At 60.5% G+C, this 18,734-nt stretch carries 12 protein-coding genes; 3 read left to right on the forward strand and 9 right to left on the reverse strand.

The features are described from left to right. Together tssF and tssG are read left to right on the forward strand one after the other, a co-directional pair. A complete protein-coding gene (gene tssF / locus G442_RS0107200; protein WP_026397447.1) occupies positions 1 to 1,818 on the forward strand; it encodes a type VI secretion system baseplate subunit TssF in 1,818 nt (605 codons plus the stop codon). Further along, on the forward strand, positions 1,815 to 2,933 hold the full coding sequence (gene tssG, locus G442_RS0107205; RefSeq protein ID WP_026397448.1) for a type VI secretion system baseplate subunit TssG: 1,119 nt from the start codon (positions 1,815 to 1,817) through the stop codon (positions 2,931 to 2,933). Before tssF ends, tssG begins: the two co-directional genes overlap by 4 nt. 595 nt (positions 2,934 to 3,528) lie before the next feature. Here the strand turns inward: tssG and G442_RS0107210 are convergent. The 4 genes from G442_RS0107210 to G442_RS0107235 form a co-directional block, all read right to left on the reverse strand. Beyond that, a complete protein-coding gene (locus tag G442_RS0107210; RefSeq protein WP_026397449.1) occupies positions 3,529 to 6,162 on the reverse strand; it encodes a TonB-dependent receptor plug domain-containing protein in 2,634 nt (877 codons plus the stop codon). A 265-nt stretch (positions 6,163 to 6,427) separates the two neighbouring features. Next, positions 6,428 to 9,061, reverse strand: a complete 2,634-nt coding sequence (locus tag G442_RS0107220) for a TonB-dependent receptor plug domain-containing protein (RefSeq protein WP_026397450.1) — start codon at positions 9,059 to 9,061, stop codon at positions 6,428 to 6,430. Positions 9,062 to 9,415: 354 nt separating this feature from the next. Next, entirely contained in the window at positions 9,416 to 10,945 is a 1,530-nt protein-coding gene (locus G442_RS21310; RefSeq protein ID WP_146882408.1) for an oligopeptide:H+ symporter, read from the reverse strand. Positions 10,946 to 11,154: 209 nt separating this feature from the next. Continuing rightward, positions 11,155 to 11,493, reverse strand: coding sequence for a P-II family nitrogen regulator (locus G442_RS0107235; protein ID WP_026397452.1), 339 nt, complete (start codon positions 11,491 to 11,493; stop codon positions 11,155 to 11,157). A gap of 210 nt (positions 11,494 to 11,703) precedes the next feature. On the opposite strand from G442_RS0107235, the gene G442_RS0107240 reads away from it, so the two are divergent. Next, positions 11,704 to 12,945 carry a UbiH/UbiF/VisC/COQ6 family ubiquinone biosynthesis hydroxylase gene (locus tag G442_RS0107240; protein ID WP_051292072.1) on the forward strand — a complete coding sequence of 414 codons (1,242 nt, stop codon included), beginning with the start codon at positions 11,704 to 11,706 and terminating at the stop codon, positions 12,943 to 12,945. Positions 12,946 to 13,265: 320 nt separating this feature from the next. Here the strand turns inward: G442_RS0107240 and G442_RS0107245 are convergent, their stop codons facing one another. From G442_RS0107245 to proS, 5 genes are all read right to left on the reverse strand, one after another. Continuing rightward, positions 13,266 to 13,832 carry a phage tail fiber protein gene (locus G442_RS0107245; RefSeq protein ID WP_026397454.1) on the reverse strand — a complete coding sequence of 189 codons (567 nt, stop codon included), beginning with the start codon at positions 13,830 to 13,832 and terminating at the stop codon, positions 13,266 to 13,268. A gap of 104 nt (positions 13,833 to 13,936) precedes the next feature. Further along, positions 13,937 to 14,797, reverse strand: coding sequence for a glucosamine inositolphosphorylceramide transferase family protein (locus G442_RS0107250; RefSeq protein ID WP_211229126.1), 861 nt, complete (start codon positions 14,795 to 14,797; stop codon positions 13,937 to 13,939). Between the two features lie 392 nt (positions 14,798 to 15,189). Beyond that, positions 15,190 to 15,885: an ABC transporter ATP-binding protein gene (locus G442_RS0107255; protein ID WP_026397456.1), complete on the reverse strand. Its 696-nt coding sequence runs from the start codon at positions 15,883 to 15,885 to the stop codon at positions 15,190 to 15,192. After that, a complete protein-coding gene (locus tag G442_RS0107260; RefSeq protein ID WP_026397457.1) occupies positions 15,878 to 17,125 on the reverse strand; it encodes a lipoprotein-releasing ABC transporter permease subunit in 1,248 nt (415 codons plus the stop codon). Before G442_RS0107260 ends, G442_RS0107255 begins: the two co-directional genes overlap by 8 nt. Next, positions 17,125 to 18,441 carry a proline--tRNA ligase gene (proS, locus tag G442_RS0107265; protein ID WP_026397458.1) on the reverse strand — a complete coding sequence of 439 codons (1,317 nt, stop codon included), beginning with the start codon at positions 18,439 to 18,441 and terminating at the stop codon, positions 17,125 to 17,127. Before proS ends, G442_RS0107260 begins: the two co-directional genes overlap by 1 nt. Positions 18,442 to 18,734: the final 293 nt, after the last annotated feature.

Consider the following 18,734-nt stretch of genomic DNA (forward strand, 5'->3'; position numbering starts at 1 on the left):
ATGCCGAACGACCTAACCAGCGCCTATCAGCGCGAACTCGAAGCGATCCGCGACCTCGCCGCACAGTTCGCCGACGACCATCCGAAGATCGCACAACGGCTGCGACTGACGCGCGACACCGTCGACGACCCCCACGTGGAGCGGTTGCTGGAGGGCGTGGCGTTTCTCTCCGCCAGAACGCAGCAGCGTCTGGACGACGATTACCCGGAACTGACCGACGCACTGCTGAACATTCTATACCCGCATTATCTCGCGCCGGTCCCGTCGTCGTCGGTGGCGCAGTTCTTCTGCATGCCGGATGCGAAAACGCCCCTGCCAGTAGCCTCCGGTTCCGAATTGCAGACCGGCGCCCTCGACGACGTGCGCTGTCGCTTCCGCACGACCATGCCAATCGAGGTCTGGCCAATACGCGCCCATGACGCACGCTTGATGGGCACGCCGATCGACGCGCCGACGCATCCGGCCTCCCATCTGGCGACGAGTTGCCTGCGGGTGACGCTCTCCCTGACGGACCCGCAGGCGCGGTTCGACGAAATCGCACCGTCTCGTCTGAGATTTTTTATCCACGGCTCCCCTGCGCAAGCCATACAGCTTTACGAACTGCTGTGCCAGCACACCATCGGCGTGGCGCTCGCGGACGGTCCAAACGACGTCCGACCCACCCTGCTCACGCCGTCGCAATTACAACCCGCAGGTTTTTCGCCGGAAGAGGCGTTGCTGCCATGGCCTGAACGCTCGTTCGTAGGCTTCCGGCTTCTGACGGAATATTTCGCACTGCCCGAAAAATTCCTGTTCATCGACATAGACGGCCTCGACGCCCGCACGGTGGTCTCCGACAAGAACAAGATCGATCTTTTCATTTATTTCGACCGATCATTTCCGGAGTTGCAACGCAACCTCCGCCCGGACGCGCTCAAGCTGGGCTGTGCGCCGATCGTCAATCTTTTTCCGGGCCAATGCGAACCGCTTCGTCTGACGCACACCCAGACCGACTATCCCATCGACGCCGACCTCGCTCACCCGGAAGCTTACGAGATCTGGCAAGTCCAAAGCGTGCGCGAGATCGAGCCTGACGGATCGACGCGCCCCTGGCGCCCACTTTATCAGGAACTCGCGCACGACGCAGGCGATTCCGCGGGCGTCTACACGCTGATCCGTCGTGCGTCGGAATTCGTCGCGCAGGGCACAGAAACACGACTGGCGCCGATAGACTTGCAACTCGACGCGCCGGAAAACGCGGACCGCCTCCTGTCTATAGACGCGCTGCTGACCAACGGCGCGCTCCCCTCGCGCCTGCCATTCGGCGGCTCCAGCCAATCGCTGCAACCGACAGAAGGGCTTGGCAGTGTTACGGCCATCGACTGCCTGCTCCCACCGACCCAAAGCTGGCGGGCGGATTTGCGCCTGCGCAACAACTGGCGCCTGATCTCGCATCTGACGCTCGGGCGACTCTCTCTGGTCGGCGGCCCTCAGGCGGCGGCCTCCCTCCGCGAAATTCTCAGCCTGTACGACATGCGCCGAAGCGAACAGACCGCCGTCGCGATCTCCAGCCTCGTCTCAGTTGACGCGCGAGATGCGATCGCCCGCCCGCCCGGCGGAAAACTCGGCAGCTTCTGCCGCGGACTCGACGTTACGCTCACCTTCGAAGCATCTCGCTGGGCCGAAGACGGGCTGTTCCTGCTGGCGAGCGTGATCGAGCGGTTTCTGGCGCTCCATGTAACCGTCAACACCTTCGTACGCACCACCGTGCGGCTCACCGGGCGTCCCGACCCGGTCGCACGCTTCCCTGCCCGGGCCGGATACAGGACCCTGCTGTGAACGACGGAACGCCCGACATCGCTCGCGCTTCGGCTGATACGGTCCCGACACCCACCGTCACGCCCGGCGCCAAGCGTCGCGACGACCAAACGTCGGCCGGCGTCCGAACCCTCGCCGACTCGCTGCTTGCTCAGGTTGTCGAAGAACCCACGCGCTTTTCCTTTGACGCCGCCGTAGAAATCGTCCGGCGGACGCACGCCTCTCGCGACGTCTCCGACGCCGTCCAGTTCAAGACTCCCCCCGGCCTCGCCACGCCCGCCAGCGACGTTCTCTCCGTCAAGGCCCGCGGGGATGGACGACACGACGTCACGACCGCGTTCTCCGGCCTTACCGGCCATGGCGGAACGATGCCCCGTCCCTACACGGCGCTGGTCGACGAGGAACATCGCAAACGGTCTCCTGCGTTGTCGGCGTTCATGGAGGTTCTGGCGCAGCGCGGCATGGCCCAGTTCGCCGAAGCTGGCGCCAAATATCATCCACACCGACAGCACGAAGATCCCCGGCTCCGCCCGGAAAAAGCCGCTTTCGCGAGAGCTCTGTTCGCGCTGACAGGATACGAATCCGACCACGATCGCCAAAGGCTTGCGATCTCGCCTTTGCAATTGCTGTATTTTTCGGGAACGTTCGCGTCATGGCCGCGATCCAGCGAACGTTTGGCGTCTCTTCTGCGAGAATGGCTGGCGACCAACGTCCAGATAGAGCAATTCTCCGGCGTCTGGCGCACGCTCGACCCGGATCAGCAGAGCGCCCTTCCCGCTCCCGGGCGAGACGGGCAGTTCTCGCAACTGGGCGTCGACGCAGCCATAGGACAACAGACCTGGGACGTTAACACGCGCATTAACATCGTGATCGGTCCGCTGTCATACACGGACTTCGAATCTCTGTTGCCTGACAGAAAAAGATTGCAGGAAGCGCTCGGCGTCGTCACCGCGTATCTGGACGATCAGGCAGAAGCTGCAGTGACTCTCTCGGTTAAGAGTGATGAGGTGCCCGACGCGCGCATCGGTGAGGCGCGTCTGGGCTGGACAAGTTGGCTCGGCATATCCAGCGGTCGAGAGAACGACGTCTTTGACGTCGTCTTCGACTCGACAGCGCTCGCCGCCGCTCAGGCCTGAAAAATTTCGTCGGTTTAAAGGCCCTCGCCATGCGCGCCGAAATCACTGCGGCCAAACCACACCAATACTTACGAAGCACCGTGTTGCGGAGGAGAGACTTTACCTGTCCGCACGCACAGATCTCTGAAGTGACGCTCCGTACGTCGATCTTTATCTGATGAGATAGCGTCATCATAACGCAAGTCCGCAGCCAAATAGAGTCGTCATCGACCGACACGAATTCTGAAGCGGGCGTAAAAATACACTCGCAAGATATAATTTAAGCGATATTCACACCGTTCACGAGAGCATCATCCGATCAGACGGAATTGGCTGATCGGATAAAGATGCCTGGCCAAAACCACAAACCAGAACCTTGTCCGTGTACCATTGTGAACAGATAAGGCTTTAATCACCGCATGAACCGCAACACACAACCTCCAGAAACCACCACCCCTGAGCGCCCGAAAAAACAATAACAAATTCCAGGAGAAAATCTAAAGGCGCGAAGTAGAACGCCTTCCCGCACAGCGAAATCGTCCATTGTCCGGGCAAGAAAAAACCGGCCAGCCTTGCGGCTGACCGGTTTCAAATCTGCGGCAGGAACGATGGCGCTTCAGAAGGACGCGTTCACGCGGCCATAGTAGTAGCCGCCCGTCATCGGGATCTGCATCGAGAACTGATCGTAAGGCATGGCGCCTAGATAGTTGACGATCTGCGACACGCGGCGCGGACGAACGTTGAAAATGTTGTTCACGCCGACGGCCAAGTGCCAGTTCTTGTTGAAGCGGTAGCCAACTTCGATATCGGTCAGCCAGTGCGGAGAGTTTTCGAACTTCTGGAACTGATCGACGGAATACTGCAGGGCGGTCGGCGCCCAGTCCTCGTAAGTCATCTGGTTTGTGGTCTGACCGTAACGGGTCTGACGAACGTTCACATCCCAGTTTCCAACGGTGTAGAACGCATTCAGGATGATCTTGCTGCGCGGATAAGCCGTGGTGATGTAGCCGATGTTCTGCGCGTTCAGAAGCTGTGAACCCGTCGAGCCGATGCCGTTGTGGTGCAGGCGCGTGCGGTTGAGATCAAGCGCCATGCTCAGCATCAGGTTGCCGTGCTTTTGCATATGGAACGTGTAGTCGGCCTTGATGTCGAGGCCCTGCGTGCGCGTGCTCGCGCCGTTCGCAAGATAGTACGCGCTGACGCTGTTTGCATTGTAGGAGTTGCCGGGCAGCGAGAAGCCCATCGACTCGATCGCGTCGATAGCGGTCTGGCCGTTGACAGTTCCGCCCTGAACGATGCGATCACGCATGTTGATCTGATAGACGTCGGCCTCGACATGCAGGCCGTCGATCGGCTCTACGACAATGCCACCGCTCTCGCTGATCGAACGCTCCGGCTTCAGGCCCGGTGAGCCAAGCGCCTTGGCTGATGCGGAGCTTGCGGCCAGCAGGCCCGAAGCGCCTGTAGGCGAGACGTTCATGGCGCTGAAATGCTCTTCGGCCAGCGTCGGGGCGCGGAAACCGGTGCTGATCGTCGCGCGGACGCCGATGCGTTTGGTGAAGTCGTAACGCGTCGAGATCTTGCCGTTCTCGGTGTCGCCGACGTCGGTGTAGTGCTCGAAGCGGCCTGCGAAATCCATTTCCCACTTCTTGGTGAAATGGAAGTCGCCGTCCATGTACCACGCCCAGACGTCACGATACCATTTGCCGGAATTCTGCGGCGCAAGACCGGCGTAACCCTGCGTGCCGCCCAGAACGTAAGAAACAGGATTTCCCGCCCATATCTGGTAGGCGTCCATCCGCTGCTCCATGCCGAAGGCGAGCGTCATGGGTACGACATGACCGATGTTGAAGCGGCGACGGAAATCGAGGTTGTTCGTCCACTGCGTCATGGCGTAGCTCTCAGCCCGCGCATCGGTCGGGCTGTAACCACATCCGGCGCTCGAGTAGTACGCGCTGGACGCGTCGGTCGAACAGGTCGACTGCAACATACCCGTGTTGACTGTGTTCTTGTTGCCGACCTTGTCGTAATCCGAACCATAGGTCGAGGACACATCCCACTCAAAGCCAAGGAAATTGTCGCCCTTCGCACCAACGGTGGCCGAGTAGTCGTTCTCCTCAATCGTCTCCAGCGGCGAGAAGCCGTAGGGGAAAATTGATTCCGCGACACCGCCGCCGACATTCGGAACGCGGTAGTTTTCATACGCTTCCGAATGTCGATGAGCGTAGGTGATGTTGCCGTAGAACTCGACGTCGTCGTTCAGCGGCTTGCCCCAGTCCAGACCGAAGTTCTCGCGCGTCTCTTCCGGCGTGCTCATGATGTGGTTGGAATTGCTGGGAATCGACTGACCAGTATAGCTGGCGGCGTCCGCATAGGATGGCTGGTTGCCAGTCAGACGATGATCATGCGCGCCGCTCGCCAGGAAATGGTCCGTGTGCGACACCTGCCCGAACAGATGGATATAGCCGTCCTTGCCGAGCTTCATGCCGCCGTCGAGGTTGAGCTGATACTGCCAGCCCGACCCGGCATAAGCGTTGGCGCCGGTCTGGGCGCTCATGTTGATGCCGTGATCGGTCTTCTTGGTGATGATGTTGACCACACCCGCGATGGCGTCCGAGCCATACATCGCCGCAGCGCCGTCTTCCAGCACTTCGATATGATCAATCATGTTGGCCGGGATCATGCTGAGATCGACGCCGGTCGTGCCGAAGTTCGGTCCAGAATCCGCAGTGAAGTTGCCCGTCGTGTGACGGCGTTTGCCATCAAACAGAACCAGAACTTCGTTTGCGCTGAGGCCACGCATGTTGATCGCCGACACCAGCGCCGCAGCGTCCGCGCCCATCGTCGGAACGTTGATCTGGGGATAGGTGCGCACCAGCGCATCCCCGAGATTGATCATACCCGAACGCTGCAGAACAGCGGAAGTCAGGACGGTGACAGGGCTCACGCTCTGGCGGGCATGGCGGTTGGCGCTGTGCGTGCCGGTCACGATGACAGCTTCGTTGGCGTCATTCGTGAAATGCGCGCGCTTCACCGGAGCTGCAGCCGGGGCTACGCCACTCGCCGGGGCGGTCGTGCTCGCCGCTGTCGTCGAAGCGGCCTTCGCCTTGGCGCCGTGCGCAGACGTCTTGCTGTGGGTTTTCGCGTGGGTCGTCGAAGCAGGACGCGTGTCGGCGACGGCCGCCATGCTGCTCCCGAGCATGGGCACTGCAAGGATAGTGGCGGCGAAAAGTCTGCGTCGAGAGGTCATTTTCGGCGGAGGCTCCAGTATCGCGCAGCTTGGCGCTGCGTCGTGATGCCTCAGGCTTACGTTAAAGAGAGCATCAAGCAAAAGAGAATATATCGATACCGTGTCATTCTGAACTCGAACTGTTGCCACCAAGCAACAGAATCTTCGCATCACCGAAACAGACGATGTAGGCAATCAGGAAAACAACACCATTGCTTTTCACAAAGAGAAACCGGCCAGCCTTGCGGCTGACCGGTTTCAAACCTGCGGCAGGAACGATGGCGCTTCAGAAGGAAGCGTTCACGCGACCATAATAGTAGCCGCCCGTCATCGGGATCTGCATGGACGCCGTGTCATAGGCACGCGAACCGAGGTAGTTGACGATCTGCGACACGCGGCGCGGACGAACGTTGAAGATGTTGTTCACGCCGACGGCCAGATGCCAGTTCTTGTTGAAGCGGTAGCCAACTTCAATATCCGTCAGCCAGTGCGGGGAGTTTTCGAACTTCTGGAACTGATCGACGCTGTACTGGAGCGTCTTCGGATAGGCCCAGTCCTGATAGGTCAGCATGTTCGTCGTCTGACCGTAACGGGTCTGGCGCACGTTCACATCCCAGTTTCCAACGGTGTAAAACGCATTCAGGATGATCTTGCTGCGCGGATAAGCCGTGGTGATGTAGCCGATGTTCTGTGCGTTCAGAAGCTGCTTGCCGGTGGAGCCGATGCCGTTGTGATGCAGGCGCGTGCGGTTGAGATCAAGCGCCATACTCAGCATCAGGTTGCCATGCTTTTGCATATGGAACGTGTAGTCGGCCTTGATGTCCAGACCCTGCGTGCGGGTGCTGGCGCCGTTCGCAAGATAATACGCGCTGACGCCGCTGGCGCTGTAGCTGTTTCCAGGCAGGGAAAATCCCATGTCCTGAATCGCGTCGATGGCGGTCTGGCCGTTGACGGTTCCGCCCTGAACGATGCGGTCACGAATGTTGATCTGATAGACGTCGGCTTCGACATGCAGGCCATTGATCGGCTCCAGCACGATGCCGCCGCTCTCACTGGTGGAGCGCTCAGGCTTCAGGCCCGGCGAACCCAGCGTTCTTGCAGCGCTGGAATTGGCGGCCAGAAGGCCGGAGGCGCCTGTGGGCGACACGTTCATGGCGCTGAAATGCTCTTCGGCCAGGGTCGGGGCGCGGAAGCCGGTGCTGATCGTCGCACGGACGCCGATGCGCTTGGTGAAGTCGTAACGCGTCGAGATCTTGCCGTTCTCGGTGTCGCCGACGTCGGTGTAGTGTTCGAAGCGGCCCGCGAAATCCATCTCCCACTTCTTGGTGAAGTGGAAGTCGCCGTCCATGTACCACGCCCAGATGTCGCGATACCACTTACCAGCGTTCTGCGGCGCAAGGCCTGCATAACCCTGCGTGCCGCCAAGCACGTAAGAGTACGGGTTACCTGCCCAGATCTGGTAGGATTCCATGCGCTGCTCCATGCCGAAAGCGAGCGTCATGGGCACGACATGGCCGATGTTGAAGTGGCGGCGGAAATCGAGGTTGTTTGTCCACTGCGCCATGGAGTAGCTCTCAGCCCGCGCGGTGGTGGGGCTGGTGCCGCAACCAACACTGGAATAGTACGAACTCGACGCGTCGGTCGAACAGGTCGAGGCCAGAACGCCGGTATTGATCGTGTTCTTGTTGCCGACCTTGTCGTAATCGGCGCCGTACGTCGAAGAAACGTCCCATTCGAAGCCAAGGAAATTGTCGCCCTTGGCCCCGACCGTCGCGGCGTAGTCGTTCTCCTCGATCGTCTCCAGAGGCGAGAAGCCGTATGGATAGACTGACTCGGCGACGCCGCCGCCCACGTTCGGCACGCGATAGTTCTCATACGCTTCCGAGTGGCGGTGAGCGTAGGTGATGCTGCCGTAGAATTCGACGTCGTCGTTCAGCGGCTTGCCCCAGTCCAGACCGAAATTCTCACGCGTTTCTTCCGGCGTGCTGCTGATGTGGTTGGAATCGCTTGGGATCGACTGGCCCGTATAGCTCGACGCGCCTGCGTAGGAGGGCTGGTTGATCAGGCGATGATCATGCACGCCATTCACATAGAAATGGTCCGAATGCGACATCTGCCCGAACAGGTGGATATAGCCGTCCTTGCCCAACTTCATGCCGCCGTCGAGGTTGAGCTGATACTGCCAGCCCGACCCTGCGTAGGCGTTCGCGCCGGTCTGCGCGCTCATGTTGATGCCGTGATCGGTCTTCTTGGTGATGATGTTGATCACGCCCGCGATCGCGTCGGAGCCGTACATCGCCGCCGCGCCGTCTTCCAGCACTTCGATGTGGTCGATCATGTTGGCGGGGATCATGCTGAGATCGACGCCGGTGGCGCCGAAGTTCGGCCCAGAATCGGCTGTGATATTAGCGGTTGTGTGGCGGCGTTTACCGTCGAGCAACACCAGCACCTGATTGGAGCTGAGGCCGCGCATGTGAATGGACGACACCAGAGCCGCGGCATCGCTGCCCATGGGCTGCACGTTGATCTGAGGATAAGTGCGCGTCAGGGCGTCACCAAGATTGATCTGACCAGAGCGCTGCAGAACAGCGGAAGTCAGGACGGTGACAGGGCTCACGCTCTGACGCGCGTGTCGGTTGGCGCTGTGCGTGCCGGTGACGATGACGGCTTCGTTGGCGTCATTCGTGAAATGCGCCCGTTTCGCCGGAGCCGCAGCCGGCGTTACGCCATGCGTCTGAGCCGTCGTACTCGCCGCTGTCGTCGAAGCGGCCTTCGCCCTGGCGCCGTGCGCAGACGTCTTGCTGTGGGTTTTCGCGTGGGTCGTCGAGACGGGACGTGTGTCGGCGACGGCCGCCGCACTGCTTCCCAGCATCGGCACGGCCAGAATAGTGGCTGCGAAAAGTCTGCGTCGAGAGGTCATGTTCGGCGAAGGCTCCAGTATCGCGCGGCTTAGGCGCTGCGTCGTTATGATTGAGGCTTACGGTACACAGCGCACCCGACAAAAGAGAAGATATCGATATCGTGTCATTCTGAACTCGAACTGTTGCTTACAAACAACAGAATCGTCCACCGCCCATCACTGACATTGATCGGCGTTTATTTCTATATAGAAATATTTGCAGATCACAAGTTAATATTCCGATATCGTAATGTTAACTTGTGGTCCGCAAGAAGTAATATTATAAAATACTACAAACTGCAAGTTTATCCCTTACGGAAATGGCAAACGTCAGATCGACAAAATCACCAGACCACAGACGAAACGCCGCCGCACTCAGCGGCGCATGTAACTGCCTTGCATCCGCCTGAGCACAGGTTGAAGGACTAGAACAATGCAGAATCCGGCGATTGCCAGCAGGGCGAAATCACGGAACAACCGTTCGAACACGCCCCTTACGGCCTCCGGCGACGCGGCCGCGGCCAGATCGTGCAACGCGAACGCATTGGACAGCACGCCGCCCGCGTACATCGCCGTTCCGAGCGTAATGTAAAACAACGCCGTCGCTACTCCGTTGAAACGCAGGGGCACATATTCAGAGACGACAGCAAGCCCAAGACTGTTCATCAGCAGACCTGCGACCGAGATCAACGCGTAACCGGCAGTCAACCCCCAGGGAGACAGCATCCCCCCGTCCTGACGTCGAATCAGCAGCCAGAGCAGCCCGAACGACAGGATAATGAACGCAGAGCCGATCAGATATTTCGTATGAAGCGGCGGCTCCCGCCCAACCTTGCCAAGCCGCCGGTAGAGACGTGCAAACAGCGGCGCCAACGCCATAGTCAGCCCGGCGTTCACCGCCACGAACTGCGCGCCCGACAAATGCGCGATCGTAACGCCTCCGACCCGGAAATCACTCCCGACGTCATGCAGCGCGAAGAGAATGAAGGTCGACGTCGTCTGTTGGTCGAACAGGGCGTAGAACATGGCCTGCGCGATCAGCAACAGCGCAATCAAAACGCCCCGCCGCTCCCGCGCGCCACAACGCGTCCAGATGGCCACCCAGAACGCCGGAACCGCACACGCCGTGACTTGAAAGACATACCGCCCCAGTCGCGGGTCATTCAGCACCCCAAATACGCACAACACGGCGCCCGCGACGACGGCCAGTCCCGCAACGCCCCTCCAGCGCTGACCATTCTCAGGCGCACGGTCAGCCACGCTTCGGGAAGCGGAGGCCCCCAGCACGATCATTCCGACGATCACGCATAACGCGCACAAACCGAAGGCTGGCGCCCAGCCCATCGTGCGCGCCAGCCACGGCGCGACAAGAAACGCCAGAGCGGCGCCCAGATTGACCGCCAGAGCATACAGCGTGAAGAGGCCATCCGCGCGTTCGCCGGGCTGCTTCAGATCGCGAACCAGCGTCGCCACATTGGGCCGGGTCAGTCCGTTCGCCATCGCCGCAGCCGCGAGGACGCCAAGAAAACGACAGACGTCAGTCGCCACGCAAGCCGCTGCCAGCGCACAACCCTGCAGAGCCGCGCCGACCATCGCCGCGGCACGCGCGCCAAACAGCTGCCCCCCAATCGCGCCACCCAGCAGCGTGCTGGCGTAAGCAACCCCGCTGAAGCTCGCCGCGATCAGATTGGCGTCGCTCTCCGGCATGTTCAGCGAGCGCGTCAGATACAGCAGCAGCAGGCCCTGCAAACCATAAAAGCCGAAGCGTTCGGTGGCTTCGAACGTCAGAACGGGAAACAGCGCGCGCCATGGACGTCCAGAGACCGGAAGCGCCGCGCCGGACGTCATCGCCGTCTCCGACGGGCCGCAGCCGCAACCCGCCCCGCCAGTTGCGGGCGTGCGCAAGCCGTCCGTTCGAGAGACGTGCCGATTTCGAATTTTGCAAAAAAACGCCGCCAAGGCGTCTGCGGAACCGCGCAGGGACCCTTTTTCATCGTCTTGATCAGAAACGCCCCGTCGTCACGAATTCATACGAATGGGAAGGAGCAACGACTGCGCGCCGCCGAACCGGCCATCAGGGGCCGCATTCGTAGCCCGCAGCAGAGAGTGGAGTGTTACAGCGCGTCTTCGCCGCTCTCCCGCGTACGGATACGGATCACCCGAGCCAGATCGCTGACGAAAATCTTGCCGTCGCCAATCTTGCCGGTATGCGCGGACTGCAAAAGCGCCTCCACCACCTGATCGACCAGCGCGTCAGAGACCGCAACTTCGACCTTGATCTTCGGCAGAAAGCTGACGTGATATTCCGCGCCGCGGTAAATCTCCGTCTGGCCTTTCTGACGGCCGAAACCCTTCACCTCGGAGACGGTCAGGCCCTGAATTCCCAGTGGCGCAAGCGCGTCGCGAACGTCGTCGAGCTTGAATGGCTTGATAATAGCCGTGACGAGCTTCATCCCCGATTCCTCCTCATGTTCCACCCCGCGCGTCCAGGCCTTCAAACCAAGGGACCTGACGCGCCCCGCAACCGGGACCGGCGACGGGATAGTATCAAGGCGTGAAGCATGCCATGAGTTCCGCGCGCATGGCAGGCCCGATTTCCAGCACGGGCTCCATAATTCCCCCCTCCGCGACGCCCTGACGCCGCGCGCCGGAAAGGAAAGATCATGACGAGCCCGGATACAGCTTCTCCTGTTTACGCCTGCGCAACAAGTCCGGCGCATGTGGACGTATGCGTCATCGGCGCAGGACCGGTCGGGGCGACCCTCGCATGCCGCCTTGCCCGCGAAGGAATCAGCGTTGGCATCGTCGATCGCGCCCCTCTGCCGCCGATGGAGCACCCCGACTTCGACGGCCGGGCTTACGCCATCGCCGCCGGGCCGAAACGCCTTCTGGAAGAAGCCGGAGTGTGGGAACGCCTGCCGCAGACGCCAAACCCGATAGAATCGATTTTGGTGACCGATGGCCGCCCCGGCGAACCGCCGTCGCCGCTGTCGCTCGAATTCTCGCGCGAGGACGCAACGCAGCCTTTTGGCTGGATGGCCGAAGCGCGCGCCCTGCGCGTGGCTCTCAACGCAACGCTCAATGAATCCGCCAATGTCACGCTTCTCGCCCCCGCCGACGTGTCGATCACGCGGACGACGGAAGGCGCGATCGTCACAACGAAAGACGGACGCGTGCTCCACGCTCGCCTGATCGTCGCGGCCGACGGACGTGGCAGCCGCACCCGGTCACAGGCTGGCATCCCGATCACCCGCCTGCCCTACGGCCAGAGCGGCATCGTCTGCGCCATCGCCCACGAGCTTCCCCACGACAACAGCGCGCTGGAGCATTTTCTTCCCGGCGGTCCCTTCGCGCAGCTGCCTATGAGCGGCACGGCGGAACACCCGAATCTCTCTGCGGTGGTCTGGAGTGAAAAGGATGAGACCGCCCGTCGTCTCTCCGCCCTTCCCGAAGCCAGCTTCACCCGCGAACTCAAACGTCGGCTCGGCGACCGTCTGGGCGACGTGACCCCGGTCGGACGACGCTGGGTGTATCCGCTCGCAGCGCAATATGCGCAGCGCTATACCGCAACGCGCCTTGTGCTCGCAGGAGACGCCGCGCACGGCATTCACCCGATCGCCGGACAAGGCCTCAATCTCGGCTTCCGAGACGTGATCGCACTTTCCGAACTGTTGATCGAAGCGCATCGGAAGGGCGAAGATCCGGGCTCCCCGGCGCTGCTGGCCCGTTACCAGAAACGTTGCCGGCCCGCGAACATGCTGATGCTCGCCGCGACGGACGCACTCGATCGCCTGTTCAGCAACAATAACCCGGTTTTGCGTCTGGGCCGCGACCTCGGGATCGCTGCAGTGCACAGAATGCCACGCCTGCGACGCGCATTCGTGCGACACGCAATGGGCGTGTAGCGCGCGGTTATTATATTTTTCAATATGAGGATGATATTTACTGAAATTTCCCACCATAAGGAATTTTCAGTAAATTATACAAAAATGCTACACACATTGCTGCCGCCGTATAGAAGAACGCCACATTCAGACGTTCTCAAATAGTTTCCAGAGAATCCATCATTTTCATAAAACGGATACACCTTGAAACACCCTAAAATATCGCAACCAGGAAACGAAATCGACGTCATAAACATTGATATCAAAATACATTTTTACATTTAGAAAATTTTATCACGCACATCCACCTCGACGGGAAACAAGAGCATTATTGAGAAATTTTAATCTTTTGCTGATATAGCCAGAAGATTGGCGTTACTCCACAGCGAGACGCCATCCTCAGGATCACTCGTCGGCAAAGCGCGCATAAGTTGCGAGAGCAAACTACTCAGTTGCGACATGCTCATCGTCGCAGCCGTAGACGCAGCGGCCAAAACGCCATCGAGAATAGACACCGTTTGCCCGGCGATGATAGCCCCTCCGTCGGACGCCTGTCCCAATGTTTCTCCCGCCGGGCATATGCCGCGCGCATGAATCAGCAAAGACAGCGACGCCGACGGAACGAGAAATGTCGTTCCCGTCGGCACATGGCGCGGTGGTGTTTCCCAGACGGCAACAGGCGACGATGACGCAAGAGCGTCAGGGTACAACGCAAGGCCCGTTACAACGCCCCAATCCGCTTCAGCGACCCCGAAACTGTACGAAAGGGACGTCGCAACGCTTCGCGAACCGTCACCCAAAGCGCCAAAGGTCACCGGACGCCGGGCATATCCCGCGCCGCTCGCCTCAAGGCCTGTCTTCGGCGGCCCGCTCACGATCAATCCCAGATAACCAACAAAAAAATCCACGCCACCCTCTCCTCGCACCAATAAATGATCGACCAAACGAGGGAATTATGGACGTCTCCAGAGCAATGTCCGGAACAGGGAACCTGCCGAAAGGTTTGCTCAGTTCACCGACTCACACGTCCAATGCGACCAGCCGCCCACCGGCGCGCGTCAAAGGCGAGGCGCGTGGGCAAGCGACTGACCCTTTTGGCGTCGATCAGGGTGACCGGCCCCGCCGACGACAGCGTGTGCAGCCCATCCACCCACGGCGCGAACGCATCCGGCATTATCAAATGTCCCGTCACGGACGCCGAAAAAAGCTCAGGCGACAGTTCGTCGATAGCGAGCAGTGACACGGCGCCGCCATATGTTCGCGTGCAGTCCTGCGTCGGCAGCACGATGCCCTGTGGCGTGACCAATGGCGTGCCTCCGGGACGCGCCGACATCAGGTCGCGACGCAATGGATTTCTGGGATGAAGCCGCCACGGTCCAGAAAAGCTTTCGGCATACGCAGCGCATAGCAAAGACTGTTTTTCAACCGACGAACCGGGCGGAGAGAAGAACATCCACCAGAGTCCGCCATGCCAGACCGGGGACGCGTCGATCGCAGCCACAGGAAACGACCAGTCGGGGACAACCTCCCATTTGTCCGGAAACCGAGCCGCGCGATACAGGCGCAACGCGCCAGAGCGATAGGCTTCCGGCAGCATCCAGATCTCGCCGTCGGCTTCGAAAACGACTGGATAAGACAGATGCCACGGTTCGTTGAGCACGCTCTGACGGTCGAGAAGGCGAAAATCGACGTCAAACCGCAGGCAGTCGATACGCCCGCGCTTGTCACGATAATCCAGCGCCTCGGCAAAAACATGGAGCACGCCGTCACGCCAGTAACCAAAAGGGTCCGCGAGAAAGCGAAATGACCGCGTTTCGTTGAGCCAGGTGATTTTCCGGCCAGCCAGTGATCCTGCCGCAACCAGATCGGTCATCGGTGCATGAACAACCGCACAACGCCAAAGATCGGTTCGCATGAAAGGCATAGCTGATTGCTCCAACGAAGACATGCGCCCGCATAAGGCCGCCCCCGGGCGCATCGCCGCTGAACATTCGATCAGCAGACGCGCCCCAGGGTCGTTATTTACCGCGCGACGCCCCCTGTCCAAACGCTTTCGTCCAAAACGGGATACGCCGCACAACCCGTGCCCATGCACACAGACATAGGCACAAGAGCTGACTTTTTCCCGCGCAGCGTCGGAACAATCCGCTCAATGATCAGGCCGGGGCCTTATCCGGTTACACAGGTTCACGGATAAGGCTTCGACTTGCTGTTTTGACGAACATCTTGAGCCGATCAGCCCATTCCGTCTGACCGGATAAGGTTCTAAAGCGCGACCAGAGCCCCGTCACGCAACGTCACGACGCGATCCATCCGTGCGGCCAGAGCGTCATTATGCGTTGCGATCAGCGCGCCAAGCCCGGACCGTCGAACGGCGCCCAGCAACTCCTCGAACACCACATCCGCCGTGCGCACATCGAGATTTCCCGTCGGTTCGTCCGCCAGAAGCAACGAGGGCTCATTGGCCAGAGAGCGGGCGATCGCCACTCTCTGCTGCTCGCCGCCGGACAATTTACCCGGAAGGTGATCCAGACGATGCGCCAGCCCGAATGAGCCCAGCAACGCGTCGGCGCGCAGGCGCGCCGCGCCGCGCGCACGCCAGGCGATCATCTGCGGCAACATCACGTTCTCACGCGCCGTAAATTCGCCGAGCAAATGATGAAACTGATAGACGAAGCCCACTTCGTGCGAACGGATGACCGTTCTCTCTCCATCCGAAAGGCGCGTGGCGTCCCGCCCCCCTATCTCGACCGATCCCCCGTCGGGTGAATCGAGCAGGCCCGCGACATGCAGCAACGTCGACTTGCCCGTGCCGGACGGCGCGACCAGCGCCACGATCTCGCCCGCATGCAAAGTGAAGTCCACGCCACGGAGAACGCTCAGACGCTCCCCGTCGCCACTGACATAGGATCGCTGCACGCCCTGAAGGCGCAGCACAACATCACCGGGAGACTTAGCCATGACGCAGCGCCTCCACCGGGTCGGTTTTAGCCGCACGCCATGACGGATACAGCGTGGCCAGCAACGACAGCGCGAGAGCCATCACGATCACTTCGATCACCTGCCCCCAGACCAGCTTCGCCGGAAGGTGCTCCAGATAATAAACTTCCGGATTAAACAGGTTGGTTCCGGTAATACGCTGCATAACCTGCCGGATACGCTCGATATTTTCGCAGAACACGACGCCGAGCAGCGTTCCGAACGCCGTTCCCGTCACGCCGACCGAGGCGCCGCACATCAGAAAGATGCGCATGATCGCCCCGCGCGTCGCGCCCATCGTGCGCAGGACCGCGATGTCCACCGTCTTGTCCTTGACCATCATGATCAGTGAAGAAATCACATTGAACGCCGCGACCAGGATAATCAGCGTCAGAATCAGGAACATCACGTTCTGTTCGACCTGCACGGCGCCGAAGAACGCATTGTTGCTATTGGTCCAGTCCATCACGCGGATGCGCGGATCTGCCAAAGCCTGCTGTATCGCACGCGTCACCGGACGCACGTTGTCGGCGTCCTGCACCATCACCTGAATCTGGGTGACAGCCTTCGGTTTTTGGAAATAGATCTGCGCCGCTGACATCGGCATGAACACGTAACCGGCGTTATAATCGTTCACGCCCGCGTCAAAGATCGCGACGACATGATAGGCCCGCACACGCGGCACAGTGCCGAACGCCGTCGCAGCGCCATTGGGCGACACCAGCGTCAGCTGCGATCCGACCCCGAGTCCCGCACGTTCGGCCAGCGTCTCGCCCACCGCTATCGCGTCGTCACCTTCGAATTGATCAAGAGATCCGGCGATAATGTTTGAACTGATCGCCTTGAGGTCGTTCAGCCCCTGCTTCGTCATGCCATGTACGACGCCGCCGGAGCTATATGGACCGGCACTCAGCAGCACTTGCCCTTCCAACAAAGGCGTCGCCTGGGTCACACCCGGAACCTTGCGGACTTCGGCTGCGATGTCATCGTAATCGGTGATCGAGCGCGTCACGCCATACAGGCTGAGATCGCCATTCAGGCCGAGAATTCGGCCCATCAGATCGGCGCGGAATCCGTTCATCACCGCCATGACGATGATCAGCGTCGCCACGCCAAGCCCAATGCCGACCAGCGAGAAGATCGCGATCACCGACACAAAGCGCTCACCCTTGCGGGCGCGCAGATATCGTCCGGCGACCGCGCGCTCGAAGGGCCCGAACATCAGCGCCCGAGAACTTTCGCCAGCGCCTCTTCGGCTGGCAGTTCAAAACGCTCACCGGTGGCCCGGCGCTTCAATTCAACCGTGCCGGTCTTGGCGCCGCGGGGGCCGACGATCATCTGCCACGGATGCCCCATCAGATCGGCGTCGGCGAACTTCGCGCCCGCACGATCCGTCCGGTCGTCATACAGGAACTGCTCGTCGCCCGCGTCATACAGGCGCTCACACAGAGCGTCGCATTCCGCGTCCCCAACTTTCAGGTTCAGGATCGCAGCGCGGAACGGCGCCACGCTCTCGGGCCACACGATACCGCCGTCGTCGTGGCTCGCCTCGATGATCGCGCCGACCAGACGCGACACGCCGATGCCGTATGAACCCATTTCCGGGTACAGCAACGCGCCGTCGGGACCAGTGACCGAAATATCCATGGACTTGGTATATTTCGTCCCGAAGTAGAAAATATGGCCAACTTCGATTCCACGGCCTTCACGACGCTTTTCTTCCGGCACGGCGGCCCATGCGGTCTCGTCGTGCTTCTCGTCAGTCGCGGCGTAATACGATGTCAGGGTGTTGAAGAAGCCGGCCAGAGACGCGCTGTCGTCAACGTCGATCGGGTCGCTCAGCCAGTCCTTGCTCTCCAGCGCGCCGTCGTAGAACACGCCGCTCTCGCCCGTCGGCGCGAGGATGAGGAATTCGTGACTCAGATCGCCGCCGATCGGTCCCGTGTCCGCCACCATCGGCACCGCGCGCACGCCCAGACGCTGGAACGTGCGCAGATAAGCCAGCATCATCCGGCGATACGTGTCCACGGCCGCGTCATACGACGCGTCGAAGCTGTAGGCGTCCTTCATCAGGAACTCGCGCCCGCGCATCACGCCGAAGCGCGGGCGGACCTCGTCACGGAACTTCCACTGGATGTGATAGAGCATCTGCGGCAGTTCGCGGTACGACTTCACCGACTGCCCCAGCAGGTCCGTGATCATCTCCTCATTCGTCGGTCCGTAAAGCAGATCGCGCTCATGACGATCCTGAATCCGCAGCATTTCGGGGCCGTAGGCGTCGTAACGGCCGGAACGCTTCCACAACTCGGCGGATTGCAACGTCGGCATCAGCACTTCCTGCGCGCCGATCCGGTCCTGTTCTTCCCGCACGATCTGACTGATGTTGCGCAGCACGCGCAGGCCGGCGGGCAACCAGGCGTATATGCCCGAAGCCGTCTGACGAATCAGACCCGCCCGCAGCATCAGCCGGTGCGACGGGATCTGCGCGTCGGACGGCGTTTCCTTGAGTGTGGGAAGAAAGCTGCGTGACAGGCGCATTGGGGCTTTTCTCGATGATGGAAGGGCGGAACCGAAAGCCGGTGGAACAGAACCGACGCGGGTGCGTCAAACCGGCTCGTTGTCAGTCTGACCGACGCCTATCTCCTACTCGTGCAGGGGATGCAAGCAATCCGGGCAACGGGATTCAGGATGACGGAGCGTCGGCAACGTTTTTGTGAACGCGCGAACGCTTGCCCATACCTAAATTGCCGGATATATATACCTAACAAGAATAAGAAAAATAACTAAAGCTGAAGAATGAGCGGCGGCCGGGGCGACCCGACCGCCGCTTT

The sequence above is a fragment of the Acetobacter nitrogenifigens DSM 23921 = NBRC 105050 genome (assembly GCF_000429165.1).
In the GTDB taxonomy this organism is placed as follows: Bacteria; Pseudomonadota; Alphaproteobacteria; order Acetobacterales; family Acetobacteraceae; genus Acetobacter; species Acetobacter nitrogenifigens.